Source organism: Rosenbergiella epipactidis (assembly GCF_018494055.1).
Lineage (GTDB): Bacteria > Pseudomonadota > Gammaproteobacteria > Enterobacterales > Enterobacteriaceae > Rosenbergiella > Rosenbergiella epipactidis.
Genome location: NZ_JABBFQ010000002.1, coordinates 456670 through 473509, shown reverse-complemented (window position 1 = coordinate 473509; position 16840 = coordinate 456670). Strand labels below are relative to the sequence as shown.

General features: G+C 47.4%; 22 protein-coding genes. 11 read left to right on the top strand and 11 right to left on the bottom strand.

Going from position 1 to position 16840, the window contains the following annotated elements:
* Nucleotides 1-144 precede the first annotated feature (144 nt).
* From rpoN to HGT71_RS05070, 7 genes are read right to left on the bottom strand one after another with little or no spacing between them, the layout of a single operon-like run.
* A complete protein-coding gene (gene rpoN / locus HGT71_RS05100) occupies nucleotides 145-1578 on the bottom strand; it encodes an RNA polymerase factor sigma-54 (protein ID WP_214216928.1) in 1434 nt (477 codons plus the stop codon).
* Between the two features lie 43 nt (nucleotides 1579-1621).
* Nucleotides 1622-2347 (bottom strand): LPS export ABC transporter ATP-binding protein, encoded by a 726-nt coding sequence (gene lptB, locus HGT71_RS05095; RefSeq protein ID WP_048911363.1) that lies wholly within the window; start codon nucleotides 2345-2347, stop codon nucleotides 1622-1624.
* Between the two features lie 5 nt (nucleotides 2348-2352).
* Complete coding sequence (gene lptA, locus HGT71_RS05090; RefSeq protein ID WP_214216866.1) at nucleotides 2353-2904, bottom strand: lipopolysaccharide ABC transporter substrate-binding protein LptA; 552 nt, start codon at nucleotides 2902-2904, stop codon at nucleotides 2353-2355.
* Nucleotides 2888-3451, bottom strand: a complete 564-nt coding sequence (gene lptC, locus HGT71_RS05085) for an LPS export ABC transporter periplasmic protein LptC (RefSeq protein WP_214216865.1) — start codon at nucleotides 3449-3451, stop codon at nucleotides 2888-2890. The genes lptA and lptC overlap by 17 nt, the downstream gene beginning before the upstream one ends.
* Complete coding sequence (gene kdsC / locus HGT71_RS05080; RefSeq protein WP_214216864.1) at nucleotides 3448-4011, bottom strand: 3-deoxy-manno-octulosonate-8-phosphatase KdsC; 564 nt, start codon at nucleotides 4009-4011, stop codon at nucleotides 3448-3450. The genes lptC and kdsC overlap by 4 nt, the downstream gene beginning before the upstream one ends.
* 17 nt (nucleotides 4012-4028) lie before the next feature.
* Nucleotides 4029-5015, bottom strand: a complete 987-nt coding sequence (gene kdsD, locus HGT71_RS05075; RefSeq protein ID WP_214216863.1) for an arabinose-5-phosphate isomerase KdsD — start codon at nucleotides 5013-5015, stop codon at nucleotides 4029-4031.
* 10 nt (nucleotides 5016-5025) lie between these two features.
* Complete coding sequence (locus HGT71_RS05070; RefSeq protein WP_214216862.1) at nucleotides 5026-6009, bottom strand: calcium/sodium antiporter; 984 nt, start codon at nucleotides 6007-6009, stop codon at nucleotides 5026-5028.
* A 202-nt stretch (nucleotides 6010-6211) separates the two neighbouring features.
* Here HGT71_RS05070 and mlaF point away from each other — a divergent pair, with 202 nt between their 5' ends.
* From mlaF to murA, 7 genes are all read left to right on the top strand, one after another.
* Nucleotides 6212-7027: a phospholipid ABC transporter ATP-binding protein MlaF gene (mlaF, locus tag HGT71_RS05065; protein ID WP_048911366.1), complete on the top strand. Its 816-nt coding sequence runs from the start codon at nucleotides 6212-6214 to the stop codon at nucleotides 7025-7027.
* Nucleotides 7028-7030: 3 nt separating this feature from the next.
* A complete protein-coding gene (gene mlaE / locus HGT71_RS05060) occupies nucleotides 7031-7813 on the top strand; it encodes a lipid asymmetry maintenance ABC transporter permease subunit MlaE (RefSeq protein WP_214216861.1) in 783 nt (260 codons plus the stop codon).
* Nucleotides 7814-7817: 4 nt separating this feature from the next.
* The gene (gene mlaD / locus HGT71_RS05055) at nucleotides 7818-8354 is read left to right on the top strand and encodes an outer membrane lipid asymmetry maintenance protein MlaD (protein ID WP_062812231.1); all 537 of its coding nucleotides are present in this window, start codon (nucleotides 7818-7820) and stop codon (nucleotides 8352-8354) included.
* A gap of 11 nt (nucleotides 8355-8365) precedes the next feature.
* The gene (gene mlaC, locus HGT71_RS05050) at nucleotides 8366-9031 is read left to right on the top strand and encodes a phospholipid-binding protein MlaC (RefSeq protein ID WP_048911369.1); all 666 of its coding nucleotides are present in this window, start codon (nucleotides 8366-8368) and stop codon (nucleotides 9029-9031) included.
* Nucleotides 9028-9327, top strand: a complete 300-nt coding sequence (gene mlaB / locus HGT71_RS05045) for a lipid asymmetry maintenance protein MlaB (RefSeq protein ID WP_214216860.1) — start codon at nucleotides 9028-9030, stop codon at nucleotides 9325-9327. The genes mlaC and mlaB overlap by 4 nt, the downstream gene beginning before the upstream one ends.
* A gap of 100 nt (nucleotides 9328-9427) precedes the next feature.
* Nucleotides 9428-9682, top strand: coding sequence for a BolA family iron metabolism protein IbaG (ibaG, locus tag HGT71_RS05040; RefSeq protein WP_099822931.1), 255 nt, complete (start codon nucleotides 9428-9430; stop codon nucleotides 9680-9682).
* Nucleotides 9683-9750: 68 nt separating this feature from the next.
* The gene (gene murA / locus HGT71_RS05035) at nucleotides 9751-11019 is read left to right on the top strand and encodes a UDP-N-acetylglucosamine 1-carboxyvinyltransferase (protein WP_214216859.1); all 1269 of its coding nucleotides are present in this window, start codon (nucleotides 9751-9753) and stop codon (nucleotides 11017-11019) included.
* A gap of 72 nt (nucleotides 11020-11091) precedes the next feature.
* Here the strand turns inward: murA and HGT71_RS05030 are convergent, their stop codons facing one another.
* A complete protein-coding gene (locus HGT71_RS05030; protein WP_214216858.1) occupies nucleotides 11092-11391 on the bottom strand; it encodes a helix-turn-helix domain-containing protein in 300 nt (99 codons plus the stop codon).
* Between the two features lie 300 nt (nucleotides 11392-11691).
* Between HGT71_RS05030 and HGT71_RS05025 the strand changes: the two genes are divergently transcribed.
* Nucleotides 11692-12300 carry a fumarylacetoacetate hydrolase family protein gene (locus tag HGT71_RS05025; protein ID WP_214216857.1) on the top strand — a complete coding sequence of 203 codons (609 nt, stop codon included), beginning with the start codon at nucleotides 11692-11694 and terminating at the stop codon, nucleotides 12298-12300.
* 19 nt (nucleotides 12301-12319) lie between these two features.
* On the opposite strand, the gene ispB is transcribed toward HGT71_RS05025, so the two are convergent.
* Nucleotides 12320-13291: an octaprenyl diphosphate synthase gene (gene ispB / locus HGT71_RS05020; protein WP_214216856.1), complete on the bottom strand. Its 972-nt coding sequence runs from the start codon at nucleotides 13289-13291 to the stop codon at nucleotides 12320-12322.
* A gap of 330 nt (nucleotides 13292-13621) precedes the next feature.
* On the opposite strand from ispB, the gene rplU reads away from it, so the two are divergent.
* The 3 genes from rplU to cgtA all read left to right on the top strand — a co-directional run bounded on the left by rplU (nucleotide 13622) and on the right by cgtA (nucleotide 15622).
* Entirely contained in the window at nucleotides 13622-13933 is a 312-nt protein-coding gene (rplU, locus tag HGT71_RS05015) for a 50S ribosomal protein L21 (protein ID WP_048911376.1), read from the top strand.
* A 15-nt stretch (nucleotides 13934-13948) separates the two neighbouring features.
* Nucleotides 13949-14206, top strand: a complete 258-nt coding sequence (gene rpmA, locus HGT71_RS05010; protein ID WP_048911377.1) for a 50S ribosomal protein L27 — start codon at nucleotides 13949-13951, stop codon at nucleotides 14204-14206.
* A gap of 240 nt (nucleotides 14207-14446) precedes the next feature.
* A complete protein-coding gene (cgtA, locus tag HGT71_RS05005) occupies nucleotides 14447-15622 on the top strand; it encodes an Obg family GTPase CgtA (RefSeq protein WP_214216855.1) in 1176 nt (391 codons plus the stop codon).
* A 36-nt stretch (nucleotides 15623-15658) separates the two neighbouring features.
* On the opposite strand, the gene HGT71_RS05000 is transcribed toward cgtA, so the two are convergent.
* Together HGT71_RS05000 and dhbA are read right to left on the bottom strand one after the other, a co-directional pair.
* Nucleotides 15659-16078, bottom strand: a complete 420-nt coding sequence (locus HGT71_RS05000; RefSeq protein ID WP_214216854.1) for a hotdog fold thioesterase — start codon at nucleotides 16076-16078, stop codon at nucleotides 15659-15661.
* Nucleotides 16079-16081: 3 nt separating this feature from the next.
* Nucleotides 16082-16837 carry a 2,3-dihydro-2,3-dihydroxybenzoate dehydrogenase gene (gene dhbA, locus HGT71_RS04995; RefSeq protein ID WP_210395079.1) on the bottom strand — a complete coding sequence of 252 codons (756 nt, stop codon included), beginning with the start codon at nucleotides 16835-16837 and terminating at the stop codon, nucleotides 16082-16084.
* Nucleotides 16838-16840 lie beyond the last annotated feature (3 nt).

The following is a 16840-nucleotide window of genomic DNA, read 5'->3' as shown; positions in this document are numbered from 1 at the left end:
ACGGTTTGACGATGAGTCAGACACATACACCGTGGTTAATGACGATCATTGATTGGCCTGCATGGTAACAGAACACTTTATGCAGGCAAATAATTTACATAGCTGAAATCACTATGCGCTTTTTATCCCCGTTGCGCAATATGCTTAAATAAGCCGTTTTCGCTGATTAGAGGGAGGGATGGCCAGAGACTCTCGGTACTTGGCTACCGTCCGACGGGCAACAATAATGCCTTGTTCAGACAGCAAGGTCGTCAGTCGACTATCGCTAAGTGGCTTAGCGGGATTTTCGGCAGCAATAAAGCGTTTCACCAGCGCTCGAATAGCGGTAGACGATGCTTCGCCACCATTATCCGTATTAACATGGCTCGAGAAGAAATATTTAAGCTCGAAGATGCCTCGCGGGCTGTGTAAGAATTTCTGGGTCGTGACGCGTGAAATGGTTGACTCATGCATCTCTATCACGTCGGCAATATCCGCCAAGACCATCGGGCGCATATGCTCTTCGCCTAGCTCGAAGAAGGCTTGTTGTTGTTCGACAATACACCGAGAAACCTTCAGCAGCGTTTCGTTGCGGCTTTCCACGCTTTTGATTAACCAACGAGCCTCTTGCAGGTGGCTACGGATAAATTGATTATCACTTTCATTGGTCGACCCGCCACTCATTGCGGCGTAATGCTGATTGATACCTAAGCGCGGCAGGCTATCCGAGTTGAGTGCAACTTCCCATTTTTTACCGATCTTTTTGACCAACACATCGGGGATAACATAATCTGAGTCGCCGGTGTTCACTGACTGTCCCGGTCGCGGGTCAAGGGTCTGGATCAGCTGTATGGCGTCTTTCAAAACCTCTTCTTTTAGCCGTGTGACACGCATCAATCCCCTAAAGTCGTGGTTAGCGAGCAGGTCGAGATGCTGTTGAATAATACTCCTCGCCTCAGGCAGGTGAGGGGTATTTACCGCGAATTGCGAGAGTTGTATTAATAGAGTCTCTTGCAGGTCCCGAGCCGCAACACCGATAGGATCAAAGTGTTGGAGTCGTTTTAATACTGCCTCGACCTCATCGAGATCGCAGTCGTCAATTCCCACGCTCTCCAAAATATCTTCAAGCGGGACAGTGAGGTATCCAGTGGGGTCAATGGCATCAATGATGGAGGTGGCGATCGCACGATCCGTTTCTGAAAAGGGCGTAAGATCGGCTTGCCAAGTTAAGTAATCTTGCAGAGATTGCGTCGTTTCACCTTGATAAACGGGGAGTTCGTCTTGATGATAATCACTGCCGGTACCGGATGGTGTACCCGCGGTATAGATCGAGTCCCATTCGGTATCAAGAGGCAGTTCAGACGGCATATCATGCTGTTCTAATGCTTCGCGCGTATCAAGTGAGGCACTTTCTACATCTTCTACCGTATCAATTTCAGAGAGCGAGTCAGTTTGTTCCAATAATGGATTACTCTCTAACGCTAATTGCAGTTCTTGCTGTAGTTCAAGAGTAGAGAGTTGCAGCAAGCGAATCGCCTGCTGTAACTGCGGAGTCATTGCCAGCTGCTGGCTGAGTCTGAATTGCAGACTTTGTTTCATCATCTTAGACCCAATTGCCAGAAAGTAAAAAAACAGCCTGATACTACAGTCGGAATTCCTCTCCTAAATACACCCGTTTCACTTGCTCATCTTCGAGAATCTCTTCTGGCGTTCCGTGAGCAATCAATTGTCCTTGGCTGACTATATAGGCACGTTCACAGACCGCGAGAGTTTCTCGCACGTTATGGTCTGTGATCAACACACCTAGGCCACTGTCGCGTAAATGTTCGATAATCTTTTTTATATCAATCACCGAGATCGGGTCAACACCTGCAAAGGGTTCATCCAATAAAATAAATTTAGGATTAGCCGCTAAAGCACGTGCAATTTCTACACGGCGGCGCTCACCACCGGACAATGACTGACCTAAACTCTTTCTTAAGTGTTCGATATGGAACTCTTTCAAAAGCTCATCGGCGCGTGCTTTACGTTGGTCATTGTTCAGATCGTCACGGATCTGTAATACCGCCATTAAGTTATCATAAACGCTTAATCGTCTGAAGATAGAGGCTTCTTGTGGAAGATAACCTATTCCGCGCCGTGCCCGTGCATGTAAGGGAAGTAAGCTGATATCTTCGTCATCAATAATGATCCGTCCGGCATCACGTTGGACAATGCCGACGACCATGTAGAACGTGGTGGTTTTTCCTGCACCATTTGGCCCTAATAAACCGACGATTTCACCCGATTTAACGTCTAGGCTGACATCACCGACGACTTGTCTGCCTTTATAGGACTTCGCTAAATTTTTTGCCGTTAACGTTGCCATAGGACTTATTGACCTCTGGTTTTAGGGGGGGAGGATTTTTTATCGTCCTGTAGCTGAGACGGCATCAATACTGTCGTTACACGCTTCGATTGACCTTGGCTATAAGCTTGCATTTTCTGCGCCTTCACCAGATAGGTAATGCGGTCGCCGTTGATATTACTATCAAGTTGCTGGACATGAGCTTTACCCGTCAGTTCGACGGAATCTGCGGCTAAATTATAGTGAAGTTTACTCGCGCTACCTTTAACCGGTTTACCATTGTCTTGCATTTGGTAGAAAGTTGCGGGGTTACCGTAAGCATCGACTAAGGTTTTCTTACTATCGCCCCCCGGGCGGGTGACGACAACTTTATCCGCTTGGATTTTAATCGTCCCTTGCGTGATCACGACATTCCCGGTGAACGTCGCAATATTGCCATCCATATCTAAGGATTGATTAATCGAGTTAATATGAACAGGCTGATCTGAGTCGCCAGTGACGGCTAATGCAGGGAGACTCAGCGCAAGTAATCCGCTTGCTAATAACAGATTTAATGAAGATTTATTTTTGAATTTCATAAGAAGTATTTACCTTTTCAAGCAACTCGGCTGTTTTCGCGCGTAAATTACCGCGTAATTTCATTCCGTTAGACTCAAATCCAATGCCTTGAAGATTCACTTTATCATTAGAGGTGACATCTTGGGTCACTAAATTAACTTGCGCGGAATCGGTCGTAAGACGTTGTAAGCGCGAGTCTGAAAGTTGAGATTGCACGACAACATGCCCATAGAGATAGAGCATTCTGTCCTGCGTAAGCTTTGCCTTATCAGCAGTCAATACCCACGTCGCGCGTTTTGTTTCGTCATAGGTTGTTAGTACTGGCTGGGTAAACCAAGTCAGTTGTTGTGCGTCGAAATATTCGACTTGCTTAGAGACGAGTTGGTACGCTAATGATCCCTGCGGGTTGTAAACAGTCGTTTTAGACGTTTCGCTGGTATACGTCGGAGATTGATCGCTCATTGCCGAAGAAGCGCTTTTATTGTCCGATGACGTTATATTCCAGCCGATAAGGACTAGCGCGATTATCGCGAGAAGCCCTATTATCCATTTACGCGCGTTACTCATATTGATAACCCTTCGGCTTGTTCAAATTTATCTTGTGCCATAAGGATAATATCACAAAGTTCCCTGACTGCGCCCCGTCCACCGGCAATACCTGTTGTGTAATGTGCTCTTTGCTGAATTAATGGATGAGCATCTGCGACCGCAACACTTAGCCCTACTTGTTTCATTACTGGCCAATCGATCAGGTCATCGCCAATATAGGCGACTTGATGAGGTTCACAGTGCAATGTGTCCAGTAGCTGTTGATAGGCGATGACTTTATTGGATTGTCCTTGATATAAATGTTGGATACCAAGCGTCGCACAGCGGTCTTCGAGCAATTTGGCTTTTCGCCCAGTAATAATTGCCACGCCGATGTCACTGGTTAATAGGCAGCGGATGCCATAACCGTCTCTAACATTGAACGCTTTGAGTTCTTCACCAGAATTCCCTTGATAGACATTACCATCGGACATTACGCCATCCACATCGCAAATAAGAAGTCTTATCTGCGCTGCGCGTTCCATCACTTCACGTGGAATAGGGCCGTAACATGTGTCAACCTGGCTTTCTGCATTCATTAAATAATCTATCCTGTTTATACGACGCCAGCACGCAACATATCGTGCAAGTGTACAACACCCATTAGTTTTCCCTGCTCCTCAACGAGGAGGGAGGTGATATTTTTTTGTTGCATGATATTCAGCGCATCCACTGCCAAAATTTGTGGGGGAACACGAATACCGCCATGCGTCATAACCTGAGCAATAGGCGTCGATTGTAGATCAATATTCATATCGATCACCCTACGTAAATCGCCATCGGTAAAAATGCCGGCAATTTGGCCTTCAGTCTTGGTAATCACGGTCATTCCCATTTTTTTCCGGGTGATTTCCAAAAGCGCGTCGCGCAGCGAGGCATACTCCGTGACGATAGGGACTTCATCTCCTGAGTGCATTATATCACTTACATGAAGCAGTAGTTTCCGGCCTAACGCACCGCCAGGATGTGACAAGGCAAAATCTTCTTGGGTAAACCCTTTCGCTTCTAATAAAGCGACCGCGAGCGCATCCCCCATCACCAGTGTTGCCGTTGTACTGCTGGTTGGCGCTAATCCGAGCGGGCAAGCCTCAAAAGGAACCTTAATACACAGATGGACTAGCGCAGCTCGTGCCATAGTACTTTCAGGCCTTCCCGTCATACAAATCAGTGGGATCGCTAATCGCTTAATAACAGGGATGAGCGAAAGGATTTCTTGGGACTCTCCACTGTTCGAGATCGCCAAGACGATATCATTCGGGCTAATCATCCCTAAATCGCCATGACTGGCTTCTCCTGGATGAACGAAAAAGGCCGGTGTACCGGTGCTGGCGAGTGTGGCCGCAATTTTACGACCAATATGGCCCGATTTACCCATTCCCATCACAACGATTTTTCCAGGGCAATGGAACATCATTTCACAGGCGGTGGCGAACTGTTGATTAATAAATTCTTCTAATTGTTCTAAGCACTCTCGTTCAATACGCAGCACTTTCTTGCCCGCATCAATAAAATTGATGTTTTTCGGTTCAGGCTGAAAACCCATAGTATTATCCTTAAGATGTCATCGTTGGCCTGAATGGACAGCATAGCCAAAACGCCCAGATTAAAAATCCAGTTAGCAAAAGTATTCCTATAATACGCCCATTAACTTTATTTTGTTTAAGACAAAGTAAAGTTAATAGTGAACTGGCGCCAAATACTAGCCAAAAATCGTAATTAACGGTTTTTTCGGAAATATTGCCAGGATCGATAAGGGCCGGTAATCCTAATGCGATGGCGAGATTATAAATATGTGCGCCAACTAAATTCCCTATCGCTAAATGCTGTTGTCCACGGGTTACGCCTGCAATGACGGTGGCTAATTCGGGCAGGCTGGTGCCGATGGATAAGAAAAGGAGTCCGACAACACGTTGACTCAACCCAAAGAAATCGGCCACGACCAACGCATTATCGAGGATCATTCGGGTAGCGATCGGTAAGAGTATCAGCGCTACACCCAACCATAAGAGTGCCACGGTAAAAGAAATTTGCTGATCGGGTAATACTGATAGCTGTTCTTGAGTGAGCTGATCGGGCGTGACGCGGGAGGTGCGTGTAATCAGGCGTAACATACCGTAAAGATAGACTAGCGCGACGAAAAGTAGCGCAATACCATCCCAAAGCGTTAATTGCCGGTTCACCAGAACTAGGCCTGCAAGCAGGGTCACCAGCAACATCAACGGTAGCTCATGGCGTAATAATGCCGAGTGCAAGGAAATCGGGCGTAGTATTAGGGCAATACCGAGAATGAACAATACATTGGTAATATTTGAGCCCAAGGCGAGTCCAACCGCAAGCTCCCGTAAACCTTGCTGAGAGGCAGAGAAAGAGAGAATAATCTCCGGAAGTGAGGTCCCTAGTCCTACAATCCCCCCCCCAATGATGAGGGGAGAAATCCCCAGCATACGACTCAATACTGCTGCGCTAAAAACTAGCCGATCACTGCCATAGGCGAGCAAAAATAAGCCAACAATAAATAGCATGGCTGAGATTAACATCCATATTCCTTGGTAAGCGCAAACGAACGAGAGGGGTATAGGCGATTAGCCTCTAATTTTTAAGAATTTTGAAGGTACTTTGCCTAAAAGTAAATTTTAAGCCGTAATTAATTAAAAAAAAATTTCTCCTTTCGGTAGAATTCGTTCAACTAGCTAAATTTACGCTAGCCTTAATCACCACTATCCATGAAATGAGGTCGTTATGGTGCAGTCACAAACTCCCATTGTGGATATTCGTAATATGTCGTTTAAACGGGGAAACCGAACGATTTTCGACAATATTTCGTTAACGGTTCCTAAAGGGAAAGTCACCGCGATTATGGGGCCATCGGGCATTGGTAAAACCACCTTATTACGCTTGATTGGTGGGCAGCTAACCCCAGATTCTGGAGAAATTTTGTTTCAAAACCAGAATATCCCGACACTATCGAGAAGTAAGCTTTATCAGGCTCGGAAGAAAATGAGCATGCTTTTCCAATCGGGAGCGCTTTTCACGGATTTAAACGTGTACGACAACGTGGCCTGGCCGCTACGGGAGCATACACAGCTCCCCGCTGCGCTATTGCACACGACCGTCATGATGAAATTGGAGGCGGTCGGCTTACGCGGGGCAGAAAAGTTGATGCCCGCAGAATTATCGGGTGGGATGGCCCGTCGTGTTGCCTTAGCGCGGGCGATTGCGTTAGAGCCTGACCTAATCATGTTCGATGAGCCGTTCGTTGGGCAGGATCCCATCACTATGAGTGTGTTAGTGAAGTTAATTGACGAGCTTAACCAAGCGTTAGGCGTAACCTGTATTGTGGTTTCGCACGATGTGCCTGAAGTGCTAAGTATTGCCGACTATGCTTACATTGTGGCAGGGGAACGTATTGTTGCCCAAGGCGTGCCGACTGATTTACGCGCGAACGATAATCCGCAAGTACGGCAGTTTATTAATGGGGAAGCTGATGGGCCGGTACCTTTCCGCTATCCTGCCGGAGATTATCTGACAGATTTAGTCGGGACGAGGAGTGTCTAAGTCATGGTATTAACTGTATTTGCGAAGCTTGGCCGCTGGGGAATAGCACGCTGCCAAGCGCTAGGGCGCGCCGGTTTAATGTTATTCCACGCCATTGTAGGGAAACCCGAGCCTTTACAACAAGGGCGATTGCTTCTTCGGCAGCTTTATAGCCTAGGGGTTTTATCGTTACTGATCATAGTAGTTTCCGGTATTTTTATTGGTATGGTGCTCGGTCTTCAAGGTTATATGGTTTTAAAAACTTATGGCGCTGAAACCAGTTTGGGCATGGTCGTTGCGCTTTCGCTACTGCGAGAATTAGGACCGGTGGTCACCGCACTACTCTTTGCTGGCCGTGCGGGATCTGCGTTAACGGCTGAAGTCGGCTTAATGAGAGCGACTGAGCAACTCTCCAGTATGGAAATGATGGCGGTTGATCCGTTGCGTAGAGTCGTAGCCCCACGTTTTTGGGCAGGTGTTATCAGTATGCCGTTGCTCTCCATTATGTTTACCGCAGTCGGCATATTAGGCGGTGCGCTGGTAGGGGTGCTCTGGAAAGGTATTGACGCGGGGTTCTTTTGGGGCGCAATGCAGAGCAGTGTCGATTTTCAGACTGACCTCGTTAACTCTGTGATTAAAAGTATCGTTTTCGCGATTACGGTGACCTGGATAGCCCTGTTCAACGGCTACGATGCGACGCCGACTTCTGAAGGGATCAGTCGTGCCACGACACGAACGGTCGTCCATGCTTCGTTAGCGATCCTTGGATTAGATTTTGTGCTCACTGCACTGATGTTTGGGAATTAAGGTTATGCAAAATAAAAAGAGTGAAATCTGGGTAGGATTATTTCTATTATTGGCGATCCTTGCAGGATTATTTCTCTGCCTACGCGTCGCGAATATCACTGCTTGGCGCAGTGCACCAACGTGGTCATTAAGTGCCCAATTTGACAATATTGGGGGATTAAAAGCAGGCTCACCGGTGAAAATTGGTGGCGTTGTTATCGGCCGAGTCACCCATATTTCCCTTGACGATGCCACGTTAACGCCAACCGTGTCGCTGGCGATTGATAATCACTACCAGAATAAGATTCCAGACAGCAGTAGTCTGGCTATTCGCACCCAAGGGTTATTAGGCGAGCAATATCTCGCGCTAAACTTAGGTTTCAGCGATCCTGAATTGGGAACCAGCATGTTGCAAAATGGCGGGAAAATCACTGATACGAAATCGGCGATGGTGCTGGAAGACCTGATCGGTCAATTCTTGTATAAGAGTAACGATAGTAAATCTTCTGACAATAACACGTCAGATAGCGCTGCTCCCCAACCGACTCCTGTCGCTCACTAAGAGGAAATACGATGTCTAAATCACTACTTCTAGCAGGCGTACTGGCTGTAATGCCGATGACAATAGGTTCTGTGTATGCCGCGGCGCCTACTGAAGGGCAAGTGGATCAAACTAACCCTTATACTCTGATGAATCAGGCGGCGGCGAAAACATTTAACCGTTTGAAAAATGAACAGCCTAAAATTAAGCAGAATCCAAACTACCTACGCGATGTCGTGCGCCAAGAGTTATTGCCTTACGTACAAATAAAATACGCTGGGGCATTGGTACTTGGCCGCTATTACAGCCAAGCGACACCGGCGCAAAAAGAGGCTTATTTTAATGCTTTTGGGGATTACCTCGCACAGGCTTACGGTCAAGCGTTAGCGCTCTATCATGGACAAACCTATCAAATCGCTCCGGCTCAACCGGTAGGTGATGCGAAGATGCTTGCGATCCGCGTCTCTATTATCGACCCTGATGGTCGCCCGCCAGTTCGCTTAGATTTCCAATGGCGTAAGAATACCCAAACAGGTAAATGGCAAGCCTACGATATGGTTGCAGAAGGGATTAGCATGATCACGACTAAGCAAAATGAGTGGGCGGATCTGCTGCGTACCAAGGGGATTGATGGTTTGACGGCCCAATTAAAAGTTTATGCGAACCAACCTATTACTCTAGGTCAGGGCGCTAAATGAGCCCGACACTCCATTGGCAATGTAAGGAGAGCACTCTCTCCTTACAAGGCGAATTAGTGCATAACACGCTTGCCGATCTATGGCAGCAGCGACATCAGGTATTATCAGGGGTACGCACTATTGACCTCTCGCAGCTTTCGCGTGTCGATTCTGCAGGGCTTGCCCTATTGGTGCATTTCACCGCGTCTGATGAAGCAAAAGATCCACTGATCTTGCAGGGGGTGCAGCCCGCGCTACGCTCACTGGTCGTTCTCTATAATCTACAGGGTATCTTGCCTTGTGAGGTTAGTGCGTAAACAAATAAATTTGGCTGATAGATTCAGGAGCTTTCCTTGTTTATGATGAGGGCAAATTGGACTAAGATAACGGCCCTAAATTGAGGAGTAGGAAAGCGCAATGGAAACCAATGAAATCCAAGCGGTGCTAGAGCAAGCACTGACGCTAGATGAAGTCCATGTCACTGGCGATGGCAGTCACTTCCAAGTGATAGCGGTTGGCGAGATGTTTACTGAGCTTAGCCGTGTTAAGAAGCAGCAAGCGGTTTACGCGCCCCTAATGCAATATATTGCGGATAACCGCATTCATGCTGTATCCATTAAAGCCTACACCCCCACTGAATGGGCCCGTGATCGTAAATTAAATGGCTTCTAAACTATAGTGATGGCGGACTTGCCGCGGTCACTATTCTGCATATTGAGTGTTAATTGAGAACCGTATCAATGGATAAATTTCGAGTACAGGGGCCTTCACGTTTAAGCGGTGAAGTCACCATTTCCGGCGCAAAAAATGCGGCGCTACCCATTCTTTTTTCCGCTTTGCTCGCTGAGGAACCTGTAACACTCCAAAATGTTCCTGAACTGCGTGATATCGATACAACGATGAAGTTGCTGACCCAATTAGGGGCAAAAGTCGAGCGCAAAGATGGTGCGGTTCTGGTTGATGCTAGCCAAGTCAATATCTTCTGCGCCCCGTATGAGCTAGTAAAAACTATGCGTGCATCGATTTGGGCACTTGGCCCACTGGTCGCGCGTTTTGGTCACGGTCAGGTTTCGCTTCCAGGTGGTTGTGCGATTGGCGCTCGTCCTGTTGACTTACATATCACTGGTCTGGAACAACTGGGTGCACAGATCAAGCTTGAAGAAGGCTACGTGAAAGCGACAGTCGATGGACGCTTAAAAGGTGCACACATCGTCATGGATAAAGTGAGTGTGGGCGCAACCGTCACGATAATGAGCGCGGCAACTGTCGCTGAAGGCACAACCATTATCGAAAATGCAGCGCGTGAACCAGAAATCGTCGATACCGCTGAATTTTTAAAAACCCTCGGCGCGAAAATTAGCGGAGCGGGTACGGATAAAATTACCATTGAAGGCGTTGAACGTCTTGGGGGCGGCATCTATACCGTAGTGGCTGACCGTATCGAAGCGGGAACGTTTTTAGTTGCAGCGGCGATTTCGGGTGGGAACATCCTCTGTAAGAAAGCACGTCCCGATACTATGGATGCTGTGCTGGCAAAACTTCGTGACGCGGGTGCAACGGTAGAGACCGGCGAAGATTGGATTAAATTGGATATGCATGGGCGTAGACCAAAGGCGGTAAATATACGCACTGCACCTCATCCAGGCTTTCCTACTGACATGCAAGCGCAATTCACGCTGCTTAACTTAGTTGCTGAGGGCACGGGGATCATTACTGAAACGATCTTCGAGAACCGTTTTATGCATATCCCTGAACTTATTCGTATGGGCGCTCACGCGGAGATTGAGAGCAACACTGCAATCTGCCACGGTGTTGAAAAACTCTCTGCCGCGCAAGTTATGGCGACCGATTTACGTGCTTCAGCTAGCTTAGTTCTTGCGGGATGTATTGCTGAAGGGACAACCTACGTGGAGCGCATCTATCACATCGATCGCGGTTACGAGCATATCGAAGACAAACTCCGTGGATTAGGGGCAACCATCGACCGAGTCCCCGGCGATAATGAATAACGCTGTAATCTAATAATAAGCCCCGACTGCAACTTAGTATCGGGGCTTTTTTATTTCTAGAGTGCAGTAGTGTTAAGGGCTGACATCGGGCTCGCTAGACTTTTTCTTTCTTTTTGTTCGAATCAATTGCGATCTATCTAATAACTCTTCTGTAATCGGATCGTAGTAACGACTCGGCCAGATTTCGGCGGGGTGAATATTAATAGCTTGTGCAATTAAGAGTTCCCCTTTTGGCCAAGGACGCGAAAGGGCATTGGCAAGGGTCGAAGAGCTGAGGCCTGCATCCCTGGAGACGGCCGCTAACGATGTCCCTTTCTTACGTAATGCTGCAATAATATCAGCGCTGTGCCAGTCGTTTTTTAACTTTTCCATGTCATTCTCCATGCTGTTTGAATTATCCATTTAATTCTTATGCTATAGAAATTTATAGCAGAAAATTACCTAAAGTTTCCATATAAATATGATTAGTTTACTTTTAGATGCAGGATATATCGCAAATTTATTGTAATTACTGTAATGCGTTAATATTCCTATTAATTCCAAAAAATTAGGTTATTACCCGTCTGGGTACAGAGTATTTATAAGGAAAAGCGTACGCAGTCCTGCTATGTTCAAGCATAGTGCTAATCAAAATAGCGGAAACCTGTCGTATCCCCTCAGCTGGAGTGAATAATGATCAATAACATTTACTGTATTGGCCGTAATTACGTTGAACATGCCCAAGAGCTAGGCAATCGAGTTGAAGAAGATCCTGTGGTATTTAGTAAACCAAATAGCGCGTTGATCGTTGGCAATACCATCACCTTGCCGACGTTCTCCCAAGATGTTCACTATGAAACGGAGCTTGTGATTAGGATCTCTGCACCTGCTTTTCAGATCGAACCGGATCAAGCTGATGCATATTACGACAGTGTAGCCATAGGCTTAGATCTTACTGCCCGTGATCTGCAAGCCGATTTAAAGAGTAAAAAATTACCCTGGTTACTGGCTAAGGGATTTAATGGCTCCTGCTATGTCAGTGATTTTGTTGCGAAACAGACTGTACCGCAACTGATCCATTTTGGGTTGGCTATCAATGGTAAGACAGTTCAGCAAGGCGTGAGCAGTGAAATGGTATTCAGTATTAAGCAGATCATAGCGTTTATTAGCCGTTACATTGCCTTACAGCCAGGCGACATTATTTTTACTGGAACCCCTAAGGGAGTGGGAAAGCTAGAAAGCGGAGATACACTGCGATTAACGTTAGAAGGTGAAATGATGGCTGAGCTACAAGTGGAGTAAGCTTGTAGCTCATAGTGGCTTAGCGGTCGCGTTGTACCGACATGCGCGCAAGGGCCTCGAGTGCTTCACGCCAAGGAGTGGCCGGAAGTATTGCCAAGGCTTGAATGGCCTTATTAGCTTCTTCTTCTGCTCTTTGCTGTGTCCAAGCCAAGGAACCACACTGCTGCATCGTCTCAAGCACTTGATCCAGCAGATGACGTCCATTTCCCTCTTCGATCGCACGGCGGATCATTGCGGCTTGTTCTGGCGTACCATTACGCATCGCATGTAAGAGAGGAAGAGTCGGTTTGCCTTCACTGAGATCGTCGCCGACGTTTTTACCCAGCGCTGCATTATCGGCGCTATAGTCGAGAAGATCGTCGATCAACTGGAAGGCGGTACCAATATAACGACCGTAATCTTTCAGTGCTTGCTCTTGTTCAGGCGTTGCGTCGGCGAGAATGGCTGACGTTTGTGCAGCGGCTTCAAACAAACGTGCTGTCTTACTATAGATAACACGTAGATAACTCTCTTCCGTGATATCCGGATCGTTACAGTTCATCAACTGCAAGACCTCGCCTTCAGAGATCACATTTACGGCTTCTGACATGAGTTCAAGGATCTTCAAGGATCCTAGCTGAGTCATCATCTGAAAGGCACGGGTGTAAATAAAGTCACCGACCAAAACGCTTGCAGCGTTACCAAAGGCGGCATTGGCGGTAGCCTTACCCCGACGCATATCAGATTCATCGACAACGTCATCGTGAAGTAGGGTAGCGGTGTGGATAAATTCGATCAGGGCAGCATTGAGGATATGTTTATCACCCTCATAGTTGAGTGCGCGTGCAGCAAGTACCGCAATCATGGGTCGAATTCGCTTACCGCCACCGCTAACGATATAATGGCCTAGTTGACTGATGAGGACGACATCTGAATCAAGCTGCTTGAGAATATTTTTATTTACCGCGGCCATATCCGGGGCGGTAAGTTCTGTTATCTGCTCTAAATTCATACAATTAGTCAGTTTATCTCTGTGAGCCATCTTCAACGGCATTTCGGGTAAAAGTCGCGGAAATTCTGCTGGTGCCCAGAACCACGCCAAAGAGTTAGTGTAACACTCTCATCGAGCGTTAATTTATCAATAATGATCACTAAGAATAAACTTATTGTACTAGAAATTTCGTATTGCGAAACCTTGGAGCGTGACTTGGCTTTTTTTTCTGCAATACCTGAAAAGTTCACTTGTTTTCTGCGGGATAGTTGCGTAGAATTCGCGCCCTATGTGAATATTTTATCGCGCCGCCTATTTAACCTAAAAGGCTAGCGCAGAAGCGGAGTTTATATGTACGCGGTTTTCCAAAGTGGTGGTAAACAACACCGAGTAAGCGAAGGTCAGACCGTTCGCTTGGAAAAATTAGACATTGCAACCGGTGAAACTGTTCAGTTTGACCAGGTTCTGATGATTGCTAATGGCGAAGAAGTGACTATTGGTGCACCGTTAGTTTCTGGTGGTGTTATCAAAGCTGAAGTCGTAGCTCATGGTCGTGGCGAGAAAATTAAAATTGTTAAGTTTCGTCGTCGTAAACACCATCGTAAGCAGCAAGGCCACCGTCAGTGGTTCACTGATGTGAAAATTACTGGCATCAGCGCTTAAGAGGAGATTTAACAAATGGCACACAAGAAAGCTGGTGGTTCGACTCGTAACGGTCGTGACTCAAATGCTAAACGTCTTGGCGTTAAACGCTTTGGCGGAGAAACTGTACTAGCAGGTAGCATCATTGTTCGTCAACGTGGAACCAAATTCCACGCAGGTAACAATGTAGGTTGTGGTCGTGACCACACTCTGTTCGCTACTGCAACAGGTCAAATCAAATTCGAAGTTAAAGGTCCAGAAAACCGTAAATACGTCAGCATCGTTGCTGAGTAATCGGTTCTCTCTGCAGGTTTACCTGTAGGACTGAAGAATTAAAGCCCCGCAGCTTTGCGGGGCTTTTTACATTCTGTTGTAAAAGATCGTTGAGTACACGAACGAATTCCTTGTTTGATCGCCTATTCCTACTCACTATTATTAAGATCAAACATTAAGATCCGCTGCCGGTCAGCTGATATGACCCTGGCGGACCCGCCGACCTAGCTCTGGACGGCGTATGCATGACGGAGAGAAGAAATGAAATTTGTTGATGAAGCAACGATCTTAGTCGTTGCTGGCGACGGTGGAAATGGCTGTATCAGTTTCCGCCGCGAAAAATATATCCCTAAAGGTGGTCCTGATGGCGGTGACGGCGGTGATGGCGGTGACGTCTGGCTGGTTGCCGATGAAAACCTGAATACCCTTATCGATTACCGTTTTGAGAAAGCTTTCCGCGCGGAACGTGGTCAAAATGGCCAAAGCCGTGACTGTACCGGTAAACGCGGTAAAGACGTGACGGTAAAGGTCCCGATGGGAACGCGAGTTATCGATCAAGGCACTGGCGAAACGCTAGGGGATATGACCGAGCATGGACAAACCTTGATGGTCGCGAAAGGTGGCTGGCATGGGCTTGGAAACACGCGTTTTAAATCTTCCGTTAACCGTACGCCACGCCAGAAAACTAACGGTACGCCGGGTGAAGAACGCGATCTTCAGCTGGAGTTAATGCTACTCGCTGATGTGGGGATGTTAGGACTGCCTAATGCCGGAAAATCGACGTTTATTCGTGCCGTATCCGCTGCAAAACCTAAAGTAGCAGACTATCCCTTCACCACCTTGGTTCCGAGCTTGGGTGTAGTACGTATGGACAACGAGCAGAGCTTTGTTGTCGCCGATATCCCTGGTTTAATCGAAGGTGCTGCGGATGGCGCTGGTCTTGGTATTCGCTTCCTGAAACACCTTGAACGCTGTCGTATCTTGCTTCACCTTATTGATTTGGCACCGATCGATGAAAGTAATCCCGTGGACAATGCGCGGATCATTCTTGGCGAGTTAGAAAAGTACAGCGATAAACTTTACCAAAAGCCACGTTGGTTGGTATTCAATAAAGTGGATTTACTCGATCCGGATGAAGCGGCTGAACGTGCAAAACAGATCGCTGACGATCTGGGATGGGAAGGTGATTACTACCTGATCTCTGCTGCAAGCCAACAAGGCGTTAAGGATCTTTGCTGGGATGTGATGAAGTTTATTAATTCTCAGCCGAAAGAAGAAGCTAAGGCTGAGAAAGCGGCAGAGAAGGTCGAGTTTATGTGGGACGATTATCACCGCGAAACGCTCGAACAGCATACCGTCGAAGAAGAAGATGACGAAGACTGGGATGACTGGGACGACGAAGACGAAGAAGGTGTTGAAATTATTTATCAACGCTAAAAAGAAGGGGCAACCGAGTGGTTGCCCCTTTTTACGTTACCCGAGTATTGTTACCGTCAGTCGAGCACTACAACAGAGTTTCCCCCGTAGGTTTTTAATCTCTATCTGCCAAACCTGTATTTGCCCACCAAGGTGCAGAGGCTGGCATACCGCCGTCACTTTACCGCTGGCGACAGCACGATGATGGCTCGCATTCACCTCAATACCGACCACATTTTGCCCTTCGTGACAGGTCAGCCAACCCGCCATCGATCCCATCGACTCGGCCAACACCACACTCGCGCCACCATGGAGTAAACCAAAAGGCTGGCAAGTCCGGGCATCTACTGGCATTTCCGCTTCGAGGTGCGTCGGATGCAGGGCGGTGAAGACAATCCCGAGATGCTCGATCAGACAGTTTTTCCCCATATCATTGAGGGTGTCAAGGTCGATGGTTTTTTTCCAGATCGTCTGCATTTGCTATGCGCCTAAGGTTGCACCACCGTCAATGACGATATCCTGTAATACGATATGGCTCGCAAGATCCGATGCAAGAAACAGGATCGCGTTAGTGATTTCGCGAGGTTTAGCGATCTTCTTCAAAGGAATACCGAGTTTAAACTGATCAGGAAAACCATTAATCATCTCCTGCTCAGCTTCAGGGGTATGCCATAAGCTACGTTGCATCGCGGTATCTGTTGAGCCCGGCGAAACGATATTGCAACGTACCCCATAGGGGGCCATTTCTAAACCCACCGTCTGGCAAAGGCTGCGTAACGCCGCTTTGGATGCACCATATGCCGACATGCCAAGACGTGGGGCATGAGCGGAATTGGAGGCGACGCTAACAATAGCGCCAAAACCTTGCTGACGAAATAGCGGAAGCGTTTGTGAAAAGAGGTTGAACGCCCCACCGGCATTAACATTAAAGCAGGCTTGCCAATCTTCGAAACTCAAGGCATCGGTCGCACCAATACGCAGGATACCGGCAGCATTAACTAAGACATCAAGTCGAGGTTGCTGGGCTAATTGCGCTTGGCAGACGTCAGCGACCTGTTGAGGATCGGCGACGTCCATGACTGTGCAGTGAAAAGGATAGTGCTCGCCGGAAAACTGTTTATCGAAGCCAATAACGATAGCGCCAGCCTGATGAAATGCACAGGCTGCGTCGTAACCAATTCCTTGGCCAGCACCGGTCACCCAGACATATTTGTCGCGAAAATCCATACTCATCATCCG

What these genes read in the sequence shown, in the direction of transcription:
- rpoN (WP_214216928.1), bottom strand. Translation starts at nt 1,578, where the DNA reads ATGAAACAAAGTCTGCAATTCAGACTCAGCCAGCAGCTGGCAATGACT.
- lptB (WP_048911363.1), bottom strand. Translation starts at nt 2,347, where the DNA reads ATGGCAACGTTAACGGCAAAAAATTTAGCGAAGTCCTATAAAGGCAGA.
- lptA (WP_214216866.1), bottom strand. Translation starts at nt 2,904, where the DNA reads ATGAAATTCAAAAATAAATCTTCATTAAATCTGTTATTAGCAAGCGGA.
- lptC (WP_214216865.1), bottom strand. Translation starts at nt 3,451, where the DNA reads ATGAGTAACGCGCGTAAATGGATAATAGGGCTTCTCGCGATAATCGCG.
- kdsC (WP_214216864.1), bottom strand. Translation starts at nt 4,011, where the DNA reads ATGAATGCAGAAAGCCAGGTTGACACATGTTACGGCCCTATTCCACGT.
- kdsD (WP_214216863.1), bottom strand. Translation starts at nt 5,015, where the DNA reads ATGGGTTTTCAGCCTGAACCGAAAAACATCAATTTTATTGATGCGGGC.
- HGT71_RS05070 (WP_214216862.1), bottom strand. Translation starts at nt 6,009, where the DNA reads ATGTTAATCTCAGCCATGCTATTTATTGTTGGCTTATTTTTGCTCGCC.
- mlaF (WP_048911366.1), top strand. Translation starts at nt 6,212, where the DNA reads ATGGTGCAGTCACAAACTCCCATTGTGGATATTCGTAATATGTCGTTT.
- mlaE (WP_214216861.1), top strand. Translation starts at nt 7,031, where the DNA reads ATGGTATTAACTGTATTTGCGAAGCTTGGCCGCTGGGGAATAGCACGC.
- mlaD (WP_062812231.1), top strand. Translation starts at nt 7,818, where the DNA reads ATGCAAAATAAAAAGAGTGAAATCTGGGTAGGATTATTTCTATTATTG.
- mlaC (WP_048911369.1), top strand. Translation starts at nt 8,366, where the DNA reads ATGTCTAAATCACTACTTCTAGCAGGCGTACTGGCTGTAATGCCGATG.
- mlaB (WP_214216860.1), top strand. Translation starts at nt 9,028, where the DNA reads ATGAGCCCGACACTCCATTGGCAATGTAAGGAGAGCACTCTCTCCTTA.
- ibaG (WP_099822931.1), top strand. Translation starts at nt 9,428, where the DNA reads ATGGAAACCAATGAAATCCAAGCGGTGCTAGAGCAAGCACTGACGCTA.
- murA (WP_214216859.1), top strand. Translation starts at nt 9,751, where the DNA reads ATGGATAAATTTCGAGTACAGGGGCCTTCACGTTTAAGCGGTGAAGTC.
- HGT71_RS05030 (WP_214216858.1), bottom strand. Translation starts at nt 11,391, where the DNA reads ATGGAAAAGTTAAAAAACGACTGGCACAGCGCTGATATTATTGCAGCA.
- HGT71_RS05025 (WP_214216857.1), top strand. Translation starts at nt 11,692, where the DNA reads ATGATCAATAACATTTACTGTATTGGCCGTAATTACGTTGAACATGCC.
- ispB (WP_214216856.1), bottom strand. Translation starts at nt 13,291, where the DNA reads ATGAATTTAGAGCAGATAACAGAACTTACCGCCCCGGATATGGCCGCG.
- rplU (WP_048911376.1), top strand. Translation starts at nt 13,622, where the DNA reads ATGTACGCGGTTTTCCAAAGTGGTGGTAAACAACACCGAGTAAGCGAA.
- rpmA (WP_048911377.1), top strand. Translation starts at nt 13,949, where the DNA reads ATGGCACACAAGAAAGCTGGTGGTTCGACTCGTAACGGTCGTGACTCA.
- cgtA (WP_214216855.1), top strand. Translation starts at nt 14,447, where the DNA reads ATGAAATTTGTTGATGAAGCAACGATCTTAGTCGTTGCTGGCGACGGT.
- HGT71_RS05000 (WP_214216854.1), bottom strand. Translation starts at nt 16,078, where the DNA reads ATGCAGACGATCTGGAAAAAAACCATCGACCTTGACACCCTCAATGAT.
- dhbA (WP_210395079.1), bottom strand. Translation starts at nt 16,837, where the DNA reads ATGATGAGTATGGATTTTCGCGACAAATATGTCTGGGTGACCGGTGCT.